At 37.5% G+C, this 20,575-nt stretch carries 19 protein-coding genes and 1 riboswitch; of the genes, 11 read left to right on the plus strand and 8 right to left on the minus strand.

Going from position 1 to position 20,575, the window contains the following annotated elements; genetic code table 11:
* Nucleotides 1–484: 484 nt before the first annotated feature.
* Nucleotides 485–1,288, minus strand: coding sequence for an alpha/beta fold hydrolase (locus tag NLX67_RS21145; protein WP_254313389.1), 804 nt, complete (start codon nucleotides 1,286–1,288; stop codon nucleotides 485–487).
* Nucleotides 1,289–2,068: 780 nt separating this feature from the next.
* On the opposite strand from NLX67_RS21145, the gene NLX67_RS21150 reads away from it, so the two are divergent.
* Together NLX67_RS21150 and NLX67_RS21155 are read left to right on the plus strand one after the other, a co-directional pair.
* A complete protein-coding gene (locus NLX67_RS21150) occupies nucleotides 2,069–2,758 on the plus strand; it encodes a TrkA C-terminal domain-containing protein (protein WP_254313403.1) in 690 nt (229 codons plus the stop codon).
* Between the two features lie 520 nt (nucleotides 2,759–3,278).
* A riboswitch (cyclic di-GMP riboswitch) is annotated at nucleotides 3,279–3,370 on the plus strand.
* Nucleotides 3,371–3,452: 82 nt separating this feature from the next.
* Nucleotides 3,453–7,355 (plus strand): PAS domain S-box protein, encoded by a 3,903-nt coding sequence (locus NLX67_RS21155; RefSeq protein WP_254313390.1) that lies wholly within the window; start codon nucleotides 3,453–3,455, stop codon nucleotides 7,353–7,355.
* On the opposite strand, the gene NLX67_RS21160 is transcribed toward NLX67_RS21155, so the two are convergent.
* The gene (locus tag NLX67_RS21160) at nucleotides 7,352–7,516 is read right to left on the minus strand and encodes a hypothetical protein (protein ID WP_254313391.1); all 165 of its coding nucleotides are present in this window, start codon (nucleotides 7,514–7,516) and stop codon (nucleotides 7,352–7,354) included. The two genes, NLX67_RS21155 and NLX67_RS21160, sit on opposite strands and share 4 nt — an antisense overlap.
* Nucleotides 7,517–8,036: 520 nt before the next feature.
* Between NLX67_RS21160 and NLX67_RS21165 the strand changes: the two genes are divergently transcribed.
* Together NLX67_RS21165 and NLX67_RS21170 are read left to right on the plus strand one after the other, a co-directional pair.
* Nucleotides 8,037–9,215, plus strand: coding sequence for a NupC/NupG family nucleoside CNT transporter (locus NLX67_RS21165; RefSeq protein ID WP_254313404.1), 1,179 nt, complete (start codon nucleotides 8,037–8,039; stop codon nucleotides 9,213–9,215).
* Between the two features lie 593 nt (nucleotides 9,216–9,808).
* A complete protein-coding gene (locus tag NLX67_RS21170; RefSeq protein ID WP_254313392.1) occupies nucleotides 9,809–10,123 on the plus strand; it encodes an MTH1187 family thiamine-binding protein in 315 nt (104 codons plus the stop codon).
* 128 nt (nucleotides 10,124–10,251) lie between these two features.
* Here NLX67_RS21170 and NLX67_RS21175 read toward each other — a convergent pair whose 3' ends face one another.
* Entirely contained in the window at nucleotides 10,252–11,094 is an 843-nt protein-coding gene (locus tag NLX67_RS21175; protein WP_254313393.1) for an aldo/keto reductase, read from the minus strand.
* A 101-nt stretch (nucleotides 11,095–11,195) separates the two neighbouring features.
* Here NLX67_RS21175 and NLX67_RS21180 point away from each other — a divergent pair, with 101 nt between their 5' ends.
* Nucleotides 11,196–11,744 (plus strand): hypothetical protein, encoded by a 549-nt coding sequence (locus NLX67_RS21180; RefSeq protein WP_254313394.1) that lies wholly within the window; start codon nucleotides 11,196–11,198, stop codon nucleotides 11,742–11,744.
* A gap of 171 nt (nucleotides 11,745–11,915) precedes the next feature.
* The gene (locus NLX67_RS21185) at nucleotides 11,916–12,233 is read left to right on the plus strand and encodes a DUF3784 domain-containing protein (protein ID WP_254313395.1); all 318 of its coding nucleotides are present in this window, start codon (nucleotides 11,916–11,918) and stop codon (nucleotides 12,231–12,233) included.
* Nucleotides 12,234–12,339: 106 nt separating this feature from the next.
* Here the strand turns inward: NLX67_RS21185 and yneA are convergent, their stop codons facing one another.
* Nucleotides 12,340–12,639: a cell division suppressor protein YneA gene (yneA, locus tag NLX67_RS21190; protein ID WP_254313396.1), complete on the minus strand. Its 300-nt coding sequence runs from the start codon at nucleotides 12,637–12,639 to the stop codon at nucleotides 12,340–12,342.
* 355 nt (nucleotides 12,640–12,994) lie between these two features.
* On the opposite strand from yneA, the gene NLX67_RS21195 reads away from it, so the two are divergent.
* Nucleotides 12,995–13,285 (plus strand): hypothetical protein, encoded by a 291-nt coding sequence (locus NLX67_RS21195; RefSeq protein ID WP_254313397.1) that lies wholly within the window; start codon nucleotides 12,995–12,997, stop codon nucleotides 13,283–13,285.
* Between the two features lie 489 nt (nucleotides 13,286–13,774).
* On the opposite strand, the gene NLX67_RS21200 is transcribed toward NLX67_RS21195, so the two are convergent.
* Nucleotides 13,775–14,065, minus strand: a complete 291-nt coding sequence (locus tag NLX67_RS21200; RefSeq protein WP_254313398.1) for a hypothetical protein — start codon at nucleotides 14,063–14,065, stop codon at nucleotides 13,775–13,777.
* A gap of 1,156 nt (nucleotides 14,066–15,221) precedes the next feature.
* Between NLX67_RS21200 and NLX67_RS23390 the strand changes: the two genes are divergently transcribed.
* The 3 genes from NLX67_RS23390 (at nucleotide 15,222) to mreB (ending at nucleotide 17,099) form a co-directional block, all read left to right on the plus strand.
* On the plus strand, nucleotides 15,222–15,446 hold the full coding sequence (locus NLX67_RS23390; RefSeq protein ID WP_353913489.1) for a hypothetical protein: 225 nt from the start codon (nucleotides 15,222–15,224) through the stop codon (nucleotides 15,444–15,446).
* 175 nt (nucleotides 15,447–15,621) lie between these two features.
* A complete protein-coding gene (locus NLX67_RS23395) occupies nucleotides 15,622–15,837 on the plus strand; it encodes a glutamate ligase domain-containing protein (RefSeq protein WP_375143441.1) in 216 nt (71 codons plus the stop codon).
* A 263-nt stretch (nucleotides 15,838–16,100) separates the two neighbouring features.
* Complete coding sequence (gene mreB, locus NLX67_RS21205; protein ID WP_254313405.1) at nucleotides 16,101–17,099, plus strand: rod shape-determining protein; 999 nt, start codon at nucleotides 16,101–16,103, stop codon at nucleotides 17,097–17,099.
* A gap of 474 nt (nucleotides 17,100–17,573) precedes the next feature.
* Here the strand turns inward: mreB and NLX67_RS21210 are convergent, their stop codons facing one another.
* From NLX67_RS21210 to NLX67_RS21220, 3 genes are all read right to left on the minus strand, one after another.
* Nucleotides 17,574–18,428 carry a DMT family transporter gene (locus NLX67_RS21210; RefSeq protein WP_254313399.1) on the minus strand — a complete coding sequence of 285 codons (855 nt, stop codon included), beginning with the start codon at nucleotides 18,426–18,428 and terminating at the stop codon, nucleotides 17,574–17,576.
* Nucleotides 18,429–18,483: 55 nt separating this feature from the next.
* Nucleotides 18,484–18,759, minus strand: a complete 276-nt coding sequence (locus NLX67_RS21215; protein WP_254313400.1) for a hypothetical protein — start codon at nucleotides 18,757–18,759, stop codon at nucleotides 18,484–18,486.
* A 398-nt stretch (nucleotides 18,760–19,157) separates the two neighbouring features.
* Nucleotides 19,158–20,030 carry a manganese catalase gene (locus NLX67_RS21220; RefSeq protein ID WP_254313401.1) on the minus strand — a complete coding sequence of 291 codons (873 nt, stop codon included), beginning with the start codon at nucleotides 20,028–20,030 and terminating at the stop codon, nucleotides 19,158–19,160.
* A gap of 243 nt (nucleotides 20,031–20,273) precedes the next feature.
* Between NLX67_RS21220 and NLX67_RS21225 the strand changes: the two genes are divergently transcribed.
* Entirely contained in the window at nucleotides 20,274–20,558 is a 285-nt protein-coding gene (locus tag NLX67_RS21225) for a helix-turn-helix domain-containing protein (protein ID WP_254313402.1), read from the plus strand.
* Nucleotides 20,559–20,575: the final 17 nt, after the last annotated feature.

Below are 20,575 nucleotides of genomic sequence, written 5' to 3' on the forward strand. Positions count from 1 at the left end.
GAGCCCGGTGCAATACCGGACTCATGCCAGCCAATTAGCTGCATAATTGAAACTCTAACTTTAAGGGGTCACTACCAAGCGCATTCTCTTTTTTTAGTGTCAAAACGGTATCCCTTTAACATTCAAAAAAAGAAACCGACTCAAGGTTAAATACATTGTTAATTAAAAAAACCCTCAAAGTGAGGGTTTTAGCTAGCTGAATTCTTACTTACAATCAAAATACGATCCCAATATACAAAATAACTTTCTCTAATTTTCATCTTTTATATGACTAAAACAAGCCTAATTCCTTATTTTCTTTTAGGCTTCAAACGATTTAGTGATTCACTCATTTTATTAATAAGGAAAGGATTAAATCGTTTAATAGAACGTTTGTCAAAGTGATAACATCTTTTCAGAGATCATTAGTTATGACATGTAGTTCCTGTGTTATCTTTCATCGACTCAGCTAAAAATAAGTACGACCAAGGGTTTGTTTTTTAAATCATGTTAAGATCAGTTCCTCCGTTGGTTCAAAGGTGCCTGCTTGCTGCAGAAATCGGAGGACGGCCTCATTAAACTCACTGAAATGCCGCGGTGGAACCTCATGAAAAGCACCCTTTATGTAATTCACTTTCACATGGGCTGCTGCCTCTTGAAAAGGTTTGCGGTAATGATGCATCGTTTTTTCATTTGAACCATAAATGAGGAGAACAGGCATTTTTAATTGGTGAAGCCGTTCTGTGGATGAATAGGAAAGTCCGGCCTCACAAAATTCATAGACGCGCTGAGGATTGGCTTTGCAGGCGTATTGAAAAAACTCTTCCTCATCCTCTTTCGTGACTTTGTGCGTCTTTGCCTGCACTTTAGCGATAAGCGGAATTTGATTTAGTTTAGCAAAAGTCATGCCAAGTTTAATGGTGCTTTTCAGGAAGAAACTATTCACTTCGGAGTACCCTCCGGATAAAATTAAGGCTTCTGTGTGCTCCGGGTACTGTAAAGCGAATTCTTGTGCAATCGTGCCGCCATTTGAGAAAGCGCAAATAACCGCTTTGCTAATTCCGATTTCATCGAGCAGCTTTTTTAAATCCTGCGTTAAAAGGGGAATCGATAGAGGCACATTTCCAGCAGTGCTTTTTCCATGACCCCGAAGATCGTAAAAAACCGTTTGATAGTGATCTGCCAGCTTTTCCTGATGTTTAAAAACCTTATGTCCGATAACCGGCGGGTGAATAAAGACAATGGGTGTTCCTTTCCCTTTGACTTGGTAATAAAGCGAGACAGATTCATCTATTTTCATATGCGGCATACTAACAGCTCCGTTCATTTTTATATAAGTTAAAATTTTAAATCAATTCTTTATTTAGATACCCCCGTTTCATTTTTCAAAGCATTCTTCCTAGTAAAATAATCATTTTCTATAGTTGAAGAGCATGCCACTATTACGCTAGGATGAATTCATAAGTAAGTAAAAGTAATAAATAAAAAATGCAGAGACTGCTAGCGCAATCTCCAGGTACTAATTTGTACATTACTTCGCCAGTGTAATGAACACAATTATTACAGTACATATGGAACAAGTGACAGCGAACATGGAACAAACGGCTGAAACTGTTCCGCTATCCATGGGAGCACCACCTTTCTTATAATGTTCTTCAAAAGAAGAGCTTTTTTATTCCAGCTTACCTGTATTATTTCAGCGTAAAATTTCCATTTCCCTTAGAAAAACTATGTAAAGGCTTTTTAATAGTCGAGGGGCCTTTAAATAGGACATAGCCAAGCAAATAAAAAATAGAGAATTTTGCTCTTTTCCAGTCCTTATTTACCCAAAAAGAACACTTTTAACCATACCGAGAAAATCACAATCTGTACTCTCTTTTAGAAGTATAAGCTTTGTCTCCAACAGAACCTCTTTAACATGTTAATTTTCCTGTATTCTACTTGAAAGATTCTCTTTTTCTTTTTCTTTATTTTAGTAAGGTGATTCAACTCGTCTTCTCCAATTATGTACTTTGTTTTATTAAAAGCTAAAAGGGTATTCTTTTTCTATAAGGAATATATTGAAGAAAGAAGGGAAAACGCAGTGGAAATGCTTTTTATCCTCCTTTACCTGCTGATTATTATGCTTGTCATTGAGGTTTCCGTCATTATGTTTAATATCACTGGTCTGGAGAAGCCGGTTTCCCGTTATCAGGTCATTTCTATGCTGACAGGAACCGGCTTTACAACGGATGAATCCCAATTAATTATTGACCACCCTATTCGAAGAAAAATTAGTGCATTTTTAATTTTATTTGGTGCTTTTTCCCTTGCGGTGATTATCTCCGCCATGACGAATATGTTATCAGATGATCTTCGTTTAACCGAGTTACTCGTGATCAATTCTGTTCTGCTCATTCTACTGCTTATTGGCAAAACCCCTTTTCTAAAGAATAAACTTCGGAAAAAGTTTGATTATGAAATGCATAAAAATCTCGATATATCTGAACTTCCGATCAAAGACGCCTTATACCTGGATGAAAATGATGTCGTAACAGAAGTCGCGATAGAGAAAGACTCTGAGCTCGTTGGAAAAGAGATACTGAATCTGTTTGAAAAAGAAGAAGATATTACTCTCCTTTTTATCAAACGAGGTGAAATAAACCTTCGAAACACGATGCATAATGAGAGTATTCAGGCCGGAGACGATCTTTTTCTTTATGGGAATAAAGAAGAAATTGAAAAGAAGTTTTTAAATAAAGATGGAAAAGAGGAACATGAAGAAATTGAGCGTTCTTAAGCTGTAAAAACCGTTCCTCTTAGCTTCCAAGGGAACATCAATCTCTTTGTTTTTGCAACACAATAACACTTGTGGGGTTTTCGTATTGTGGTACTTAAGGTCGTCTCCTTTTGTGGACAGTTTTTTCATCTTGACACCTGCAGCTTTTTAAAAACTGATATAAAGCTTTGTGAGCCTTTTTCTAAGGTTTTTATTCAGCTTCAGCTCCTCTGTTGAAAGCTTGGTGTTTTAAAACTAATGTTTTTTCTTCTGATTTAATGCATGAAAATACACTTTTACGCAAACCTCATTGATACTTGGTGTTTTTTCCTTATCTCTTTTCACTGGGTCACTTCATTTCTCAACCTTTTTAATTGTTTAACGGTACTCAACACCATTTCAACTTTTACTTATTATTTATAACTACAATCTGACCCATCAATTTAGTATTTTAACAGCATCAAAGCAACAAGAAAATTGAAAATACCTTATTCTTTCCACCCTCAAACCGGTTATAATAACAAGAGATAAATATACATTTCTTTGATAAGGGCAAACTTATTGAAAAATAAGGACGCAAAGCTACGGGTCTAAAGTTCTGTGTTAGGGAATTATGATCGCCGGGTTGCCGAAGCCCATTTATACAAGGCTGCTTCTCTTAGAAGGTGGCTTTTTTATATTTATTTTCAACAAATAAAATAAATGGAGAATGTAAATGAATATCAATTATATTACCAATCAATTTAGAAATAACAAAAATATTGAATCTGCAAAAAGGCTGATTGATAGTATAAGCGCATCCATTTGGCACTGGGATTTAGAAAAAAATTCTTTTTGGATTTCAAGTGAGAGCGCCAAAATATACGGTTATACACAAGAAGATTTTGAAAAGAACGCTCAGTTGTGGAAGGACTTTGTTTTTCCGGAAGACATAAACATAGTTGAGAGTCACATAGAAAAGCTCTTGACCGGTATGCCCTATAATATTGAATACAGAATCATTCGGCCTGATGGAATCAGCAGATGGGTTCAGGAGAGTGCCGATAGCATTAAAGACGAAAAGGGAAACATTATTTCAAGTATAGGGACTGTTTTTGATATTACGGAGCGTAAAAAGGCAATGATCCAGTTAGCTGAAAGTGAGGAACGGTCCCGTAATCTTAATGAGCTATCTCCTAACGCTGTTTTGGTGCATCAGGAAGGAAAATTCGTCTATGCGAACCCGGAGTCGTTAAAGATGATGGGGGCAAAACATGTGAATGAGATATTAGGGAAAAAGGTCAAAGAGATACTTATGCCTGAAGAATTAGATACCTTGAAAGATCGTATGGGAAGGCTGTTAAATGGTGAGAAGCTTTCTTTTTATGAATACAAAGTGAAGACATTGGATGGAAGAGTAATAGATGTGGAATCAAATGCGGTGGTTATTTCATTTGATGGAAAACCCGCTGTTATGACAGTCGGGAAAGATATTACAGAGAAAAAGAAGCTCTACAATCAACTCGAAGATAACAAACAGCGATATCAATCACTCATTGAGTTTAATGCAAACAGTGTTTACTCATTAGATATAAACGGATATTTTACCAGCTGTAATACTATTAGCGAAAAAATGATTGGATACACGAAAGAAGAAATTTTAAAGATGCATTTTCTTGACTTCGCTAAACCTGAAGAAAGAGAAAAAGTAAAAAAACAGCTCGAATTAGTAAAAAAAGGCACACCGCAAAACTTTCGAACCACTATTTATCACAAAAACGGTTCTCTTATTCATTTAAACGTATCGATCACGCCTATTATGGTAAACGAAAAACTTGATGGCATATACGGTATATCACAAGATATAACGAAACAAGTAGAAATAGAAAAGTACAATGAATACATGGCCTTTCATGATTATTTAACAGGTCTGCCTAATCGAAACATGCTGCATTCACGCCTTTCGAACGAGTTAACGACTGCTGCTGAAAAGACACAAAGCCTCGCTGTATTAATGATCGATCTTGACCGATTTAAAGTCATCAACGATACATTAGGACATGATACGGGCGATCTTCTACTGAAAGAAGTGACGACACGTTTGAAATCATCCTTGCATGACAGCAATATCATTTTCCGTCAAAGTGGAGATGAATTTATCGTTATTTTAGCAGATGCAGACAGAAATGTTGCATCAAAGGTTTGTCAGCGAATTCTGGATGTTCTTGCTGCCCCATATAAGATAAAAAATTATGATGTTTTCACTTCTGCAAGTATAGGGATCAGCCAGTTTCCTAAAGATGGGGAGACAGCCGAGGAATTAATCAAACATGCTGATTTTGCTATGTACCAAGCAAAAAAAGCAGGGAAAAACAATTATAAATTTTACTTCTCCAATGAAGGAGAATTCAACCCATTACAAATGGAAGCAGATCTTTATAAAGCGATGGAACGTGACGAGCTGCTGTTACACTATCAGCCAAAAATCAACCTGAAAACCGGCAATATAGTGGGGGTAGAGGCATTAATTCGTTGGAATCACCCAGAAAAGGGAATGATATCTCCTGTAGCCTTTATTCCCTTTGCCGAAGAAACCGGATTAATTATCCCTATCGGAGAATGGGCTCTGCACACGGCATGCAAACAACAGAAAGCATGGCAGGAAAAAGGGTTTTCACCGGTCATGGCTGTCAATTTATCAGCCAGACAGTTCACGCAATCTAATTTTGTTCACACGGTTGCCGCTATTTTGAAAGAAACAGGGCTTGAACCTCAGTATTTGGAACTTGAGATTACCGAGAGCATGACAGTGGACATTGAACGTACGATTTCAACCCTGCAGCAGCTTAAGAATCTGGGTGTTCACATAAGCATTGATGATTTTGGGACAGGATTTAGTTCGTTAAACTATTTAAAACAATTCCCTGTCGATACATTAAAGATTGACCAATCGTTTGTCCAGGAACTTCATAACAACCCAAATGATGAAACCATTGTAAAAACCATCATTTCAATGGCTCATAATTTGAACTTAAATGTAGTCGCGGAAGGAATTGAAACCAAGGAACAACTTGTATTTCTGCAGCAGCATCTATGTGACGAAGGGCAGGGATATTTCTTCAGCGCTCCATTACCTGCAAATGAAGTAGAAAAAAGATTTCAAGAAATCCAGCAGCTTGTAACAAAACATGGAATTTCTCAAGATATAAATGAACGGATTTGGGCAGAAGAATTACTATATAAAGCAAAAAATGAGATGCAAGATACTGTTCGCCTGCAGCAGGGGATGATTTTGAAGTTTAGAAAAATCAATGATCAATTTATTCATACGCTTTGTGATGGAGAATTATTGTATCGAATTGGATTGATTCCTTCTCAAGTGGTCGGTAAAACTTTATATGATTTTCTGTCCCATGAGGGCGCAACAGAAAAGACAACATATTACCAGAGGGCTTGGGAAGGAGAAGAACTTGTTACTTATGAAAACAAGACAAATGGAATTCATTATCTTGCTAGCTTACGCCCGATTAAACGGGGCCAGGAAGTAATAGAGGTCATTGGTTCATGTGTAGATATAACAGCACGCAAAAAAGCTGAGGAAGCGTTACGAGAAAGTGAATACAAATATCGTCTTATTGCGGAAAACATGACCGATTTAATTCTTTTGATTGATGTTAGTGGGAATATTTTGTATGCATCACCATCTCATAAAACATTACTTGGCTTTTCTAAAGAATTTTTTAAAGGAAAGAACCCATTAGATAACATTCATCCAGAGGAAGTTGATCATGTAAGAATGAAGTTCAAACAGAGTGCCCTAACTAAAACCCCTTCCCAGATGGAATTCCACTTTTTACATGGTAATGGGAATTGGATATTAATTGAGTGTGTGGCTACACCTGTAATTGGGGGAAACGGTCAAACGGAGCACATTATTGTGGTAGGCAGAGATATTACAGAAAAAAGAAAAGCAGAAGAACTCCTTGCAAAATCAGAGAAATTAACCGTGGTAGGGGAACTTGCGGCAGGTGTCGCCCATGAAATAAGAAATCCTCTTACATCAATAAAAGGATTTGTTAAGCTAATGCAACAAGGAATGGTTAAGGAGAAATTTTTTGATATCCTTTTGGATGAATTTAATCGTATTGAGGAGATAATTAAAGAGTTTCTTAATCTAGCCAAGCCACAAGAGATTCAATTAATGAAGAGTGATCTTAAAAAAATACTAAAAGAGGTTGAGACACTGCTGGAATCAGAGGCACATTTACAAAATGTGCAAATAGGCCAACAGGTTGAACAAAACATTCCGCCATTTATGGGTGATCCAAACCAAATAAAACAAGTGTTTATTAATTTAATTAAAAACAGTATTGAAGCCATGCCTAACGGAGGTTTTGTAAACATCCAAGCCAGTGAAGAGGGGCCAGATTTATTGATAAAAATCACTGATAATGGTATTGGAATTAATAAAGAACGTCTTCGGAAATTAGGGGAACCTTTTTTTAGCAATAAAGAAAAAGGGACAGGTTTAGGCTTAATGTTATGCTTTAGGATTGTAAGTCAGCATAAAGGGACGATCACATTCAAAAGCAAAGAAAATCAGGGTACAACGGTTGAAGTGAGGCTGCCTCTTTCTTAAAAAATTACGCGTGTTGCTTGTACAGGCGTGAATTTTCCTTCCTGCACATAGACATGCACCGTTGGAATAGAGCGTTTAATGAGTTTTGCGGCTTCCTGCAGCCGGTCCTTTTTCAGTCGGAAAGAAGTGTAGCTTAATAGCTTGGAAGCAACTCCTGCCACAAGGGAATGACCTGAAACATAGGGCGGTGTGTGCACAAAAATGTTGGTAATGGGGTTGCCTTGCTGGATTGCAAGGCTACAATGTACTGGTATTTAACGGACCAGCGCATCAGCAATCGCTCCTTGAACGAGTGTGAGAATCCGTGCAGCCCTTGGTTTAGCTAGTGATAGAGACGTTATTGGTATTTGGAAAATGGTATAGGTATCGATTAAACGGTCAATAAATTAAGTTTTCAGAAGCATCGTTTTTACATTTCCTTCATTGCAAGAAAGCACTCATTTGCACAGAACTGATCAACAAAGAATTAGCCGATGTAGGTGTAGACTTATACTCGGATCGTAAGGAAGGCATTTCTCTGCATGAGCTGCTAACATAGGAAAACCTCTTAATAAAGAGAGAGGTCCAAAAAATAGCAGGATAACCAATTTATTTTTCCTCTTATTAGCGGTTGACTTTCCCCACTTGACTGCCTATGCTATTTTGGTGCAAGACAAAACAACAAGAGGGAGACTCAACATGATAAGCGTTTTAGTAGGTATCGTTGGAATCATCCTTACGTTTGGTGCAGCTTACTTGTTATCAAACGATAAGAAGAACATCAACTATCGTGCAATCGGAATTCTATTTGCACTTCAGTTGGCTGTTACAGCATTTATGCTTAACACAAGCATCGGTGGTAAAATCCTTGCAGCGATTGCTGCAGGTTTTGCAAAAGTAATGATGTTTGGTAACGAAGGAATCAACTTTGTTCTCGGCGGATTAGTTGCTGAAGGCAAGACCGTATTCTTTATCAATGTATTGCTATTGATCGTTTTCACATCAACATTGCTTTCAATCTTAAATTACATCCGCGTTTTGCCTTTGGTAATTAAATATCTGGGAGGAGCTATTGCAAAAGTAACAGGCCTTCCACGCATCCAGTCATTTTCTGTCGTTACATCTTCAATCTTCGGAGATACCGGTGCAATTGTGGCGATTAAAAACCAGCTTCCTGGTTTCAACCAAAACCAATTATTTGTGGCAACGACAGCTTCAATGACTTCTGTTTCTGCTTCAATTGTTGCAGCTTACATGACTATGATCCCGGCAGAATACGTTTTAGTTGCTCTTCCACTTAACATTATGAGCGGTTTGATTTTAGCAACAATTGTTGCACCAGTAAAAGAAGAGAACGTAGACATTAACATTAACGAAATGGTGAAAGAAAAATCAATTTTCGAGGCGATTGGAAATGGCGCGGTGGACGGAATTAAAGTAGCTGGTATCGTTGCCGCTATGCTTATCGCTTATGTATCATTGCTTGCGATGATTAACTATGGCGTTGAAGGAGTAACAGGCATGAAGCTTGAAACAATCCTTGGCTACGTGTTATCACCGGTTGCAATTCTAATGGGAGTTCCGGTTGCTGAATCTGTTCAAGCAGGTTCTGTCATGGCCACTAAGGTGCTGGCGAATGAATTTGTTGCTATGCTGGGCTTTGCTCAGGTACTTGGTACTTTATCTGCTAAAACAGTTGGCATCGTATCTGTATTCCTTGTCAGCTTTGCAAACTTCGCATCAATTGGAATCATTCAGGGAACAGTACAAAGCTTTAGCCAAGAGCAAGGCGCGAAAGTTGCTGGCTTTGGTCTGAAAATGCTTCTTGTAGCAACAATGGCTTCTGTTCTTTCTGCAACAATCGTTGGTTTATTCCTATAGGATTATGAGAAAGCGAAAAAAGAAGAAATCAAAGGGTGTTCCATATTGGGGCGCCTTTTTTCTCATTATAAGATTTGAAAATGAATAATGTGTAATGTGCAAAATTCACTTTTAAATTTATAAAAAATATATTCAAGCAGTCTACCTGTCACAACTATTTGGGATCCAAAATTAAAAAAGTGGGGGACTTTATGATGTTGAATGCCGAAATCGAAAAAGAAAAGAAGAATTTTCGAAAGGTACACTCATTTTATTAAAGCAAGAAATATTTGCTGACTCCGCTTATTCAATAAACCCTTATTGTACAGCCACTTAAAGGATTGAACAATTCACTGAAAAAGTGTCGTTTTTTTCAGTGAATTGCTCGGAACAGCTATATTAAAAAGACATCAAAAGTTGCCGCCATTTTAATACTATTTCCAAGTCGTTTCCTTCTTTCGAGATAAAAACAGCAGCCGAAATCAGCTCTAAAGCTTATATCTAATTACTCAGGTGCGAAGTTTGAGTTATAATAGTAAAATCATTTGTCTAATATAGAATAGCTGTCAGCCAGCTTCTTGATTGAAATACATAAAAAGGATTGGTGAATAAAAATGGCCATAGTTGATGTAACGGTTATTCCTGTTGGCACTCAGAATCCAAGTGTTAGCAGCTATGTGGCAGATATTCAAAGAGTACTAAAGCAATATGAAGAAAAAGGGGAAATTCGTTTTCAATTGACACCCATGAGTACGATCATTGAAGGCGATCTGCCCAAATTGTTTGAAGTGATCCAAGCGATGCACGAAGTACCTTTTGAAAAAGGTCTTGCTAGAGTCTGTACAAATATTCGAATCGATGACCGTCGTGATAAAGAACGTAAAATGGAAGACAAAGTAGAGCGAATAAAGGGTCTGCTTGAGGAATAAGAGTTTCTGTGTGTAACGGGATCTCGTGGTGGAATGTATAGAGAAACAGGAGAGCTGAGTAGTTTTCCTGTTCAGCATTTTATCGCTTTCATTGCTAAAGCAGAGGGGAGAAGACCCCCTCGCTTTCCTTAAAATTCTTCATATACCGCAGGATCTTGATTATTAATTCTGCCGTCAGGATGTGTTAATCCTGAAATCAGGCTCATTTCTGTTTCGTCGAGAGAGAAATCAAAAATGGAGATGTTTTCAAGCTGTCGTACAGGAGAAGCGGATTTTGGAATAGAAATGGCTCCCAATTGAAAATGCCAGCGTAAAATAATCTGTGAAATAGACTTGTTATGACGCTGGGCAATTTGTTGAATAGTATCATTTTGTAAAAGGTTATTTGCCCGGGCTAATGGACTCCAGGATTCTGTCACTATGTTATTCGCTTGATGCCATTTTCTTTGTTGTTCCTGATTGAAAAATGGATGCAATTCGATTTGGTTGACGCTTGGTTTAACCCCCGTTTCTTTTTCTAAACGTTCAATGTGCTCAGGCAGGAAATTGCAGACACCAATGGAACGAACAAGACCCCATTTTTTGGCATCAATTAAAGCCTGCCAGGCTTCCACATACTGATCCTGTCTCGGGTTAGGCCAATGAATCAGATATAAATCATAATAATCGAGGCTGGCGCGATATAAGGATTCTTGAATGGTTGTAACTGCCTTGTCATAGTTTTGGTAGCGGCCCGGTAATTTAGATGTAATTCTCAATTCTTCTCTTGGAACATAGCTGCGTCTAACAGCTTCGCCCACAGTTCCTTCGTTCTCATAATTATACGCAGAATCAATGAGCCGGTAACCTGCATGAATGGCATTTTGTACCGCATTAGCACCTGCATTTCCATTGAGTGCATATGTACCTAAACCTACAACTGGCAATGTAAGCCCATCATTCAGTGTAATATCCGGAATTTTATTCATCATAAATCACCCCTTTAAGTATATTTTTACATTACCATAATTAGGAATAGGCGTCACTGATTTTAGTCGCTAGGATAGCTTAAAATTTATTCGGATTTATTGAATTGAAGAAAAAGGTCAGTGTATTAATCAAAGTTTCCTGTAGATTTAATAATCCCTTTTGGAAACTACTGCAATTGTTCCATGACGTTTTGTACGATAATATGGGCAACTTTGAATTTGAATATGCCGCTAAGGTTCGAGAAAAGAAAAACAACATAGAATTTTTGGGTTATTACGATGATACAACAAAGCAAATGACGGATACGTACATTGCTGATAAATGGGCAGATGATATAGAAACGGAAATACGTCCTTATATTAAAGAAAATTTCGGAGATTCAACTGATTTCTTTGTCTTTTATGATGACAGAATAGGGGATAAATTGGGTATTGATCCTGTTCATCCAGAAAGTTATAAAGATTTTAACGCTGCACCTACTATCCGTATTACTATTCCCCGAAAAAAGAATGATGGTGATGAAGAACTTTTTAATAGCTTCATCTCTTATCTAAAAAATGAAGATAAACTGCAACAAGGTTTTGTTGCTGTGGAGTACATTGCTAAAAGCGGGGAAATTTTAGAAGAGGAAGAGTGGAGTAAAGAATTTTAAATGGATAAGTGAATGACCTTATTGTACCTAAAGGTGCAATTAAAGGCTTGTTAAATGCTTTTAAAGATAAATAAGACTGGCATTAAACGTGAAAGTATAGCAAGGAATTTAAAAGCTTGCTTCTACTTTTAAATTAATGGAGCAGTATAAAGAAAAGGGGGTATAGCTGTTATGGGAGTAGCTATTTTTATTATTTTAATTCCTTTCTTAATTTTCACTGTCTTACTATCAAAAGGAAAAGGAGCATCATTACTTGCAGGTTATAATACAATGTCTGACAGTGAAAAGGCTCAATACAATGAAATCGCTTTGTGCAAATTTATGGGGAAAATTATGTATGGTATTAGCCTTAGCATACTATTATTAGCATTAAGTGAGATATTAGAAAAACGAGTTTTGTTTATTATTGGTCTTATATTACTTTTAACTCTTATTGTTTTTACATTAGTGTACTCAAATACAGGAAATAGATTCAAAAAGAAAGTTTAAGAATAATGGACAGAGGACTTCACACCTTGAAGTCCTTAATTTTAAAAATTAAATCAACAATATTCTTTAACAAGCCTAAAACTTAAAAATAAAACAGCCCTTATTATTAATTTGCATCAGCTAGTTGAATCTCATCTTTCACCACTGGAATGACAATTTGTTCACCAGGGACGATTTTTGTTGTAATTAAGTTGTTTTTCTTTTGTACCCATTTAATAAATTGAGTGCTATTCATATCATGGCTATCTTGATATTCTTCAGCCAATGTCCAAAGTGAGTCGCCCTTTTTAACACTGATTTCTTGATATGTCGGCTCATTCTCTAAAGAAAAAGTAAAGTACATTGTTGCTCCGGCCATCATTGCAAATAATACTAGGATAAACGAATAATTTTTTAATTTTTTCATTAGAAACACCCTTTTTGTTTTAGTTTTTTTCAATCAGCATGGACAATTTTTAAACTACTTATTCTTGGAATGGAAATTTTTCAATCTATTTTTTAACGTATGTTCGGATGGAAAAAGAAAAGAAACCGGCAGCATCCTGGTTTTCGGATGTTCCGGTTTCTTTTCTTCCTTTTCTCTTGTTTGCTTTTCATAAGTTCTTCATAGGTGTTGCAATCGTATTTGTATGCTGTTGGGCGCTTGTGAAGTTTATTAATAATTTTGTCTCTTAAGTCTCCTCATTGGAGGCTTTTTCTTTTGCATTTAGAATATAGAATTCGTGTCAATACTAGAGCCAAAACCATAGTGGGGTGATAATATGGAAAACGAATATTTGGCTGAATTAAAAAACATCGTAATCGAAGAAGGCATTGATTTAACGGAAACGGTAAAGTACATGGAGCATGAATTAAGCATTAATGATTATTTGACTGCTGTTAGTTTCCGCGATAAAGATCAGTTAGTCATTCAAGTCTTAGAGCAAATGGGTGACGAGGGTTTGATGGAGTGGTATTTAACCGGAACCATGACTCGTATTATTATGGAAACCCTAAACGGGGACCCGTCCTATGTTGATTGTTACAGTAAGATATTAAAGAAAATTAGTTAAGTAAGAAACGCACTCCTAAAAAAACAGGAAGTGCGTTTTTTTTGTGCAAAAGTATAAACCATTTTAAGGAGAGAAAAAATTATTTGCGTATCGCATCACAATCAAAAGGCGGATATTATCCAACACCATTGAAAGAAGTTGAATTGATCCTGCCACACCTTTCGGTCCAATTTTGTGTAATCTCTCGGTTCTTCAATGTGTTTAGATATTGTTTCATTGGATAATGACAGCCCTAATCGGATTGAATAATCGGGGTATCTTCAGACTTTAATTACTCAAAATCGTTATCCAATATTTTGAATAAAAATGGAAACGGGACGTTTTCAAAGGACCGCACATCGCTTTTGGAAAATGTGAAATCAGCCCTTTTCGTTTGAAAAAAGAAAAAAAGAACAGGCATAAAGCCGTTCTTTTAAAAAATATAAATGCTATTTTTATATGAAATAATGGAGGATGTCTTTTTTGATGTTACGCTTTTTCATTGCTGGATTAAGCTTGCCTGCGCAAAGCTTTATTAACAGAGCCGCGGTTGTTCCAAATAAACTGAACCGTTTCTTTTGGTTCCAGCAGCTTTTCATCTGGATCGCAATATGTATCGCCTTTGCCATGAATGGTCCACACATTTTTGTCATTGCTGAACATTAACGTCCACTGCCCATTTCGCTGCTTGTCCTCAAAAACAAAGTAATTCTTTTTCCCTTGCTCATCATAAAAAGCAATTTGGGGGAAATCGGCTGAAAATTGTTCAATATCTTTTTTCGACTTTAACACTCTAGCCATGATTCAACTCTCCTTTGCAGATAATCTAGGAAAATAAGAAGTATCTCGATTTTTTTAAATAGCTTTTTTATTATTATATACAATCTGAGAAAATAATGCATCTGGTGCTTTTGCTTTCAACATATAAAAGATTATCTTCACCACTGTCTGAGATAAATAAATGCCCTTAACTAGCCCTTTGTTACCTAAAATTGTTTTTGTAATATTGTCATTAGGATGTTGTACTACGGTTATAAACTGCCTCAATTATATTTCCTGTGACTTCCTGCATACTGGTGCCGTTTTTTCCATTTCTCTCTTTAGCCATTCTTTGATCTCTCGAGGCAGGTACACCGACAGCAATTCTTCTTCTGATTCGATGCTCAATGCTTCATGCTCGGGGCTGTATCGTGTCCGGCCTTGTACAAGATGCCGTTTTAAAAAGGACCCTAATTCATGGTACTCCGTGAAGTATCGTATCCTTCATATGAAATACACGAATTGCTTGATAGGTAAGGGAACATTCTGTCAGTAATTTTAAAGTAGCATATCCAACTGTATCTCTTCTGTTTGTCAAACTCAATGGGATAGTCAAGTGGTAAATGTTACTTCATTTTTTGCTGAGTTAATAAAATACCGCCAATAGCCTGAGCTAATATTGAATGTTCGTTCTGAATTAAAAAAGAAGGCACCGTTCACTCACCCCGAAGTACTAACACTAGCCAAGCATTATCAGGAACTGACTAATAAATTCACTAATGGGAGCTCAGAGATCATCTATCCTGTTAAAAACTTCCATGCAAGAGAGTCCAAATCCAAGCAACTCGATTCGATACAGGCTAGATGGCGAGCTTTAGTCCAATATACTTGGCTATATCACAGATTTACATTCACTTTTTTGAGCAGCTAGGCACGATTGAATGTGTAAAATGGCTAACAGCAAACAATTAAATGGTCAAACTTCCGGATTATATTAAAAAAGAACATGGTTTGATCAATTTAAAAAAGATAGTTATGAAAAAATTCACAAAAATATTATAATACACTATGTGTAAAATTCAAAAATATAAACATTAAATAAATCCTCTAAATTTTATAAAAGAACTAGACAGGCTTTTTCGTTTTTTAGTTAGGTTTTCAATACGTATACAGTGAGTAATGATATCAATATTTCTCCATAAAGGCCAGGCTGCTTAATCAATTAAAACCAGATGGAAAAGCAATTAGTAATTTAAACAACAGCTGGGGAGAAAAATTATTTAGCCAGCTGAAGCAAAAGGACCTTGGTGTATGGATGATTGGGAAAGGGGACAACAATAATCTAATAATCGGCAAATATAACCTGGGAGAAAAAATTTTTGCGAAAATATATGAATATATCAGAGGAGAAAGAAATATATGAATATATGAGGGGGAACCAGCTGAACTAAATCTTTAATAGTAGGAAGACATAATATTTTAGATTCTTCGGTGACGTATTCAACTGCTCAAGAACTCGGACTTGAAAGCGGCCATATTTTTTAAACTTTAGAAGCATTCAAGGGCGTTCCGGAAAGGTTTGAACTGAGGGGGCTTTTATCGTCATTGATTATGCTCATACGGCTGAGGCATTAATAAGCTTCCTGCAAACTGCAAGAGAAAACAGAGCCAGACAAATTTTTTACATCTTTAGCTTTAGAGGAAATCAAAATAGAAAGAAACGCAGAAAGATGGTTCTGATATCAGGAGAAATAGATGATGTTAGTATCCTTACATTGGATGATTTAAACAAGAAAAAAGGGTTGTCATCCTAGATCGAACATTGGTCATAAAACCATACGTGAGATGAGATTGAAGAAGAATACTGTATTTTGATTACCGAAAAAGGAGCGGAATCCTATAAACATCCTTTTCATATACCGGCTTATTCAGGTAAAGAAACTGTCCGCTATCTATCAAAAACAAGCATCGTGAAATGCTGAAAATGGTATAAAGGATTTTCATTCGGTTACTTAATGTTTGGCAGGAGTTGAAGAGAAATGAATTACAAAAACTTGTTTTAAGAAGGAGAAAAACAATGTTTAAACTTCATTTAAAGGGCTTTGGAATTGATTTAGGAACAGCGAATACACTTGTTTATGTAAAAGGGAAAGGAATTATTCTTCGAGAGGCCTCTGTTGTGGCGATTCAAACCGAATCAAAAAAAATTATTGAGGTGGGAAATGCCGCCAAAAAGATGATTGGCCGTACTCCTGAAGATGTGGTGGTTCTTCGACCCCTGAGAGAGGGGGTTATTGCAGATTATTCAGCCGCAACAGCTATGATGAAACACTATCTAAAGGAATCAAACAAAAAAAGCATAATAGGCAGCAAGCCGTTGGTGATGATTTGTGTTCCATCTAGCGTTACACCTGTTGAGCAACGCTCCGTAATTGAAGCGGCCAGAGAAGCAGGAGCAAGAGATGCTTATTTGATAGAAGGAGTGCTGGCTGCAGCAATCGGTGCAGATTTACCGGTGTGGGAACCAGTTGGGAGTATGGTGGTAGACATTGGTGGAGGAACAACTGAAGTCGCAGTTATTTCTTTAGGGGGGATCGTAACCAGCAACACTATACGGATAGCTGGTGATGAGATGGACAAAGTAATCATCAACTATATCCGGAAACGCCATAATTTAATGATAGGACCCCATATGGCAGAAGATATAAAGGTTGAGATTGGTACTGCTGGAGATTCAAAAGACGAGGCAAAAAAAGCTGTGCGGGGACGCGCCCTGTTAACAGGGCTGCCCAAAACCATTGAAATCTCGGCTGAAGAAATATCGGATGCTTTAAGTAACACTGTGAATGCAATAGTGGAGGTAGTGAAGCGGACATTAGAAGAAGCGCCGCCGGAGTTAGCGGCTGATATTTTGGGTAAAGGTATAACACTAACAGGCGGTGGGGCCTTGTTGAGAAATTTGAATAATGTATTAAATGAAAAAACAAGTATACCAGTTTACGTTGCACAAGATCCGCTTGATTGTGTTGCTGTGGGTATAGGAAAATCCTTAGATCAGATTCATCTATTTAATTGAACTACCGCCACTTAATAAGATTATGAATCATTTGAAGTGGAGAATTCCTACAAAGAAGATGCCATTATTGCTCTTCTTCAGCTTTTAAAAAAATAGTTACAATAAAGTTTAAGATATATAGGAATCTATCTTAAACTTTATTGTAGATAGGCTCTTAAAATAAAACTGTCCTCGGTACTTTGGGATAGAGGACAGTTTTTATTTATTGTTTATTTTTTAATTTACTATACTTTAGTTTCATTAAAGTTTAGCGTTATGGCTATAAAATTCCCCAATTATATCCCAGGCGACTTCCTGCATACTGGCTCCTTTTTCTTCAGCTTCTTTCTTCGGCTATTCCTTGATCTCGCGTGGCAGGTACACAGGCAGCAATTCTTCATCAGATTCGATACTCAATGCTTCATGTTCGGAGCTGTGTCTTGCCCGGTCCTCTACAAGTTGCCGCTTTAAAAAGTACCCCTTTCTAGAGTGGCTTTACCGGCTGGCTAAAACTGCTCCTGAAATAGTGACGATTCCGCCCGCCAAGGTCATCCCCGATATTTGTTCCTGTAATAAGAAGACGCCTAATAAAACAGTCCAAACAGGAAGCAGGTTGATATAAGGAGCTGCACGCCCAGCTCCAACGATTTTCACACCGGCGTTCCAAGCAAAGTAGGCCACTACTGATGCAAAGGTACTCACATAAACAATACAGATCCATGCATTTCGAGACATGTGAATTGAGTTTAAATCAACTGTTCCAATGCAGCTAACTGCACTAAAAAGAGTTCCGTAAAAAGCGGCTCCTGCGGTCATGGTCAGCGGGTCTATATGCTTTCCGTATTTTTTACCAAGAACCGTATACATGCCCCAAGCTACACAAGATAAAAGAATGGCGGCTTCTCCTATTATAGATCCTTCAGAAAAAATATCCTGTTTGCCTTGAACAAGCAGGATAACTACAAATATGGACAGAACTGCTCCAATCCATGCTTTTGGTTTAACCTTTTCTTTGAGAAATAAGGGGGTAAAGAATAAGATTGCAATGGGAATCCCTGCTGAAATCATGCCCGCCTGTGAGGCACTAATAGATTTTAATCCTACATAATTTAAGGTTGAAAAAGCAAAAATGCCGAGAAACCCCAAAACCAAAAATTCTTTCCACTGCTTTATAATAGGAAGCTGTTTTTTGTTCAGAGCCAGCAATCCCCAAAGGATAAGGGTTGAAACAGCCCAGCGTACGGTATTCAGTAATGTAGCTGGTAAAGCGGGTCCTAAATAACGTCCGCATATATAGTTACCTGCCCACAAAAGAGTAGCGGTAATCAATAGTAAAATACCCTTTTTCATAACCGTGATCTTTTCTTGCTTCCTTTGTATTTTTCTAACTGCTTTATCAGCTTATTTATTTTTCATTAATAGTTTTTTCATGATTATATACTTTTTCAATGATTTCTCCAGCAACCGCCTGCATACTGGTTCCTTTTTCTTCTGCTTCTTTCTTCAGCCATTTCTTGATCTCTCTTGGCAGGTATACAGACAGCAATTCTTTTTCTGATTCAGTGCTCAATGCTTCATGATCGGAGCTGTATCTCGCTCGGTCTTGTACAAGATGCCGCTTTAAAAAGTAACCTAATTCATCAGAAACACCGTGAAGGATTGTATCCTTCGTATGAAGCACAAGACGGTCCTCGATCATTTTAATATAAAGGTTAGCTGCCTTCAACGTGCTGATAAATAAGATCCATTGCTTGGTAGGTAAGGGAATCCTCCGTCGGCAGTTTCAGAATCGCATCTCCCAGTGTGCCAGTGCGTTTGCCAAACTCAACGGGACAGCTAGGTGTTAACCTATGTGTATAGATTCCTTCATTTTTCTTTTCTAATGAGGGTAAGAGTTCGATAAGACCGAATAAAAAATCCAATATCGAATGCAACATAAATACAATTATGTTGTATCCAGGCCACAGCATGATAAAACTGTTCAACATAAAAAAAGAGAATGCTTATAAGCATTCTTAGACTGTAGACAAGATGTACTCTGGTTAGTACATCTTGTTTTTTTTTATAAAAGGTTGAAAGTCATTTTTTTTGTTTGGCAGGTGCTTTTTTTTGTTTAGCAGGTGCTTTTTTAGGATCCAGATCATGATGTAATGCTGTAGGAGGAATCTCTGGGTCAGGAACCTGTCCTTTGGCTACTGGCTCTGCAATGTAAACATAATCGCCTGTTCCATCGGGTGCACTTCCGGTAGCCCATAGACCCTCGGCAGAAGATGTCCCTTCGGAAAGGTTCCAAAATTCATACGCCTCTGGCTGTGACTCCTCTTCAGCCTCAGGAGGGAATGAGGCAGGCACAACTACGCCATTTTTCTCTTCAAGTTCCTGGATAGCTGCCATCCACTGATACTGATGATAACGATCACGTGCCAGCATTTTGCGGAATGTTGCACGGACTCCTTCATCTTTTGTCATATGATATAAACGAGCCACTTGAAGCCGACCTTGACTTTCTGCATGTAAGTTAGAACGCATATCGGCTAGCAAATTTCCACTTGCCACGATATAGGAACCGTTCCACGGCACGCCCATTGAGTTTGTTGGCAGTCCACCAAGTCCGCTTACAAGCAGATGCTGCGGGTTAATACCACCCATAATGGCTGCTGTAGCAGGGTCTTTTGCTGCTTCTGCCTGGTCTTCTGGAGAAGCCCCATCAAGCAATTGACTGATAAGAGAACAGAGCATTTCGACATGTCCAACTTCCTCTGTCCCAATATCCATTAACATATCCTTATACTTTTCTTCTCCACGGCAGTTAAATCCCTGAAAGAGATATTGCATCATGACGGTCATTTCACCAAATTGTCCGCCTAATACTTCCTGTACTTGGCGGGCAAGCATTGGATCTGGGCGGTCAACCTTTACCTCAAACTGAAGTTCTTTTTGATGACGAAACATGACGAATCCTCCTTTTATTTTTAAGGTTTTTTTCCTTTATTTTCTTCCTTTTGGTTTATTACCCGCCTTTTGGATGGATTAACCACTTTTATAAAATTTATATAGCTTTGTAAATCAATTAGCTTTTTAAAAAACGAGTGCAGTGCCAAAAATGAGAATGCAGCACAATTTATTGATATGCTCCCCTTTAAGTAGACAGTTGTAAGAAAGCGACGCTACTATCTACTTGGAGGGGATTTTTGTATGGGGAGAAAACAAACGTATTCTGTAGAGATTAAGTTACAGGCAGTTGAACTCTATTTATCAGGCGAAATGGGTGGGTATCGACGAGTAGCTGAAAAATTTAATGTGGATGCGTCTCAAATTGTGAGATGGGTTAGGGCTTATAAACAAGAGGGAATCGATGGCTTAAAAGAAAAGCGCGGTCTTGTAGGAAGAAAACCAAAGAATCCTTCGGATCAAGAAAAAATTAAACGGCTGGAAGCGGAAGTAGCCTACTTAAAAAACATACTAAGATTAGTAGTGTAGCCAAGGCATTGGTTTAC

Source organism: Domibacillus sp. A3M-37 (assembly GCF_024213455.1).
GTDB classification, from domain to species: Bacteria; Bacillota; Bacilli; order Bacillales; family Domibacillaceae; genus Domibacillus; species Domibacillus tundrae.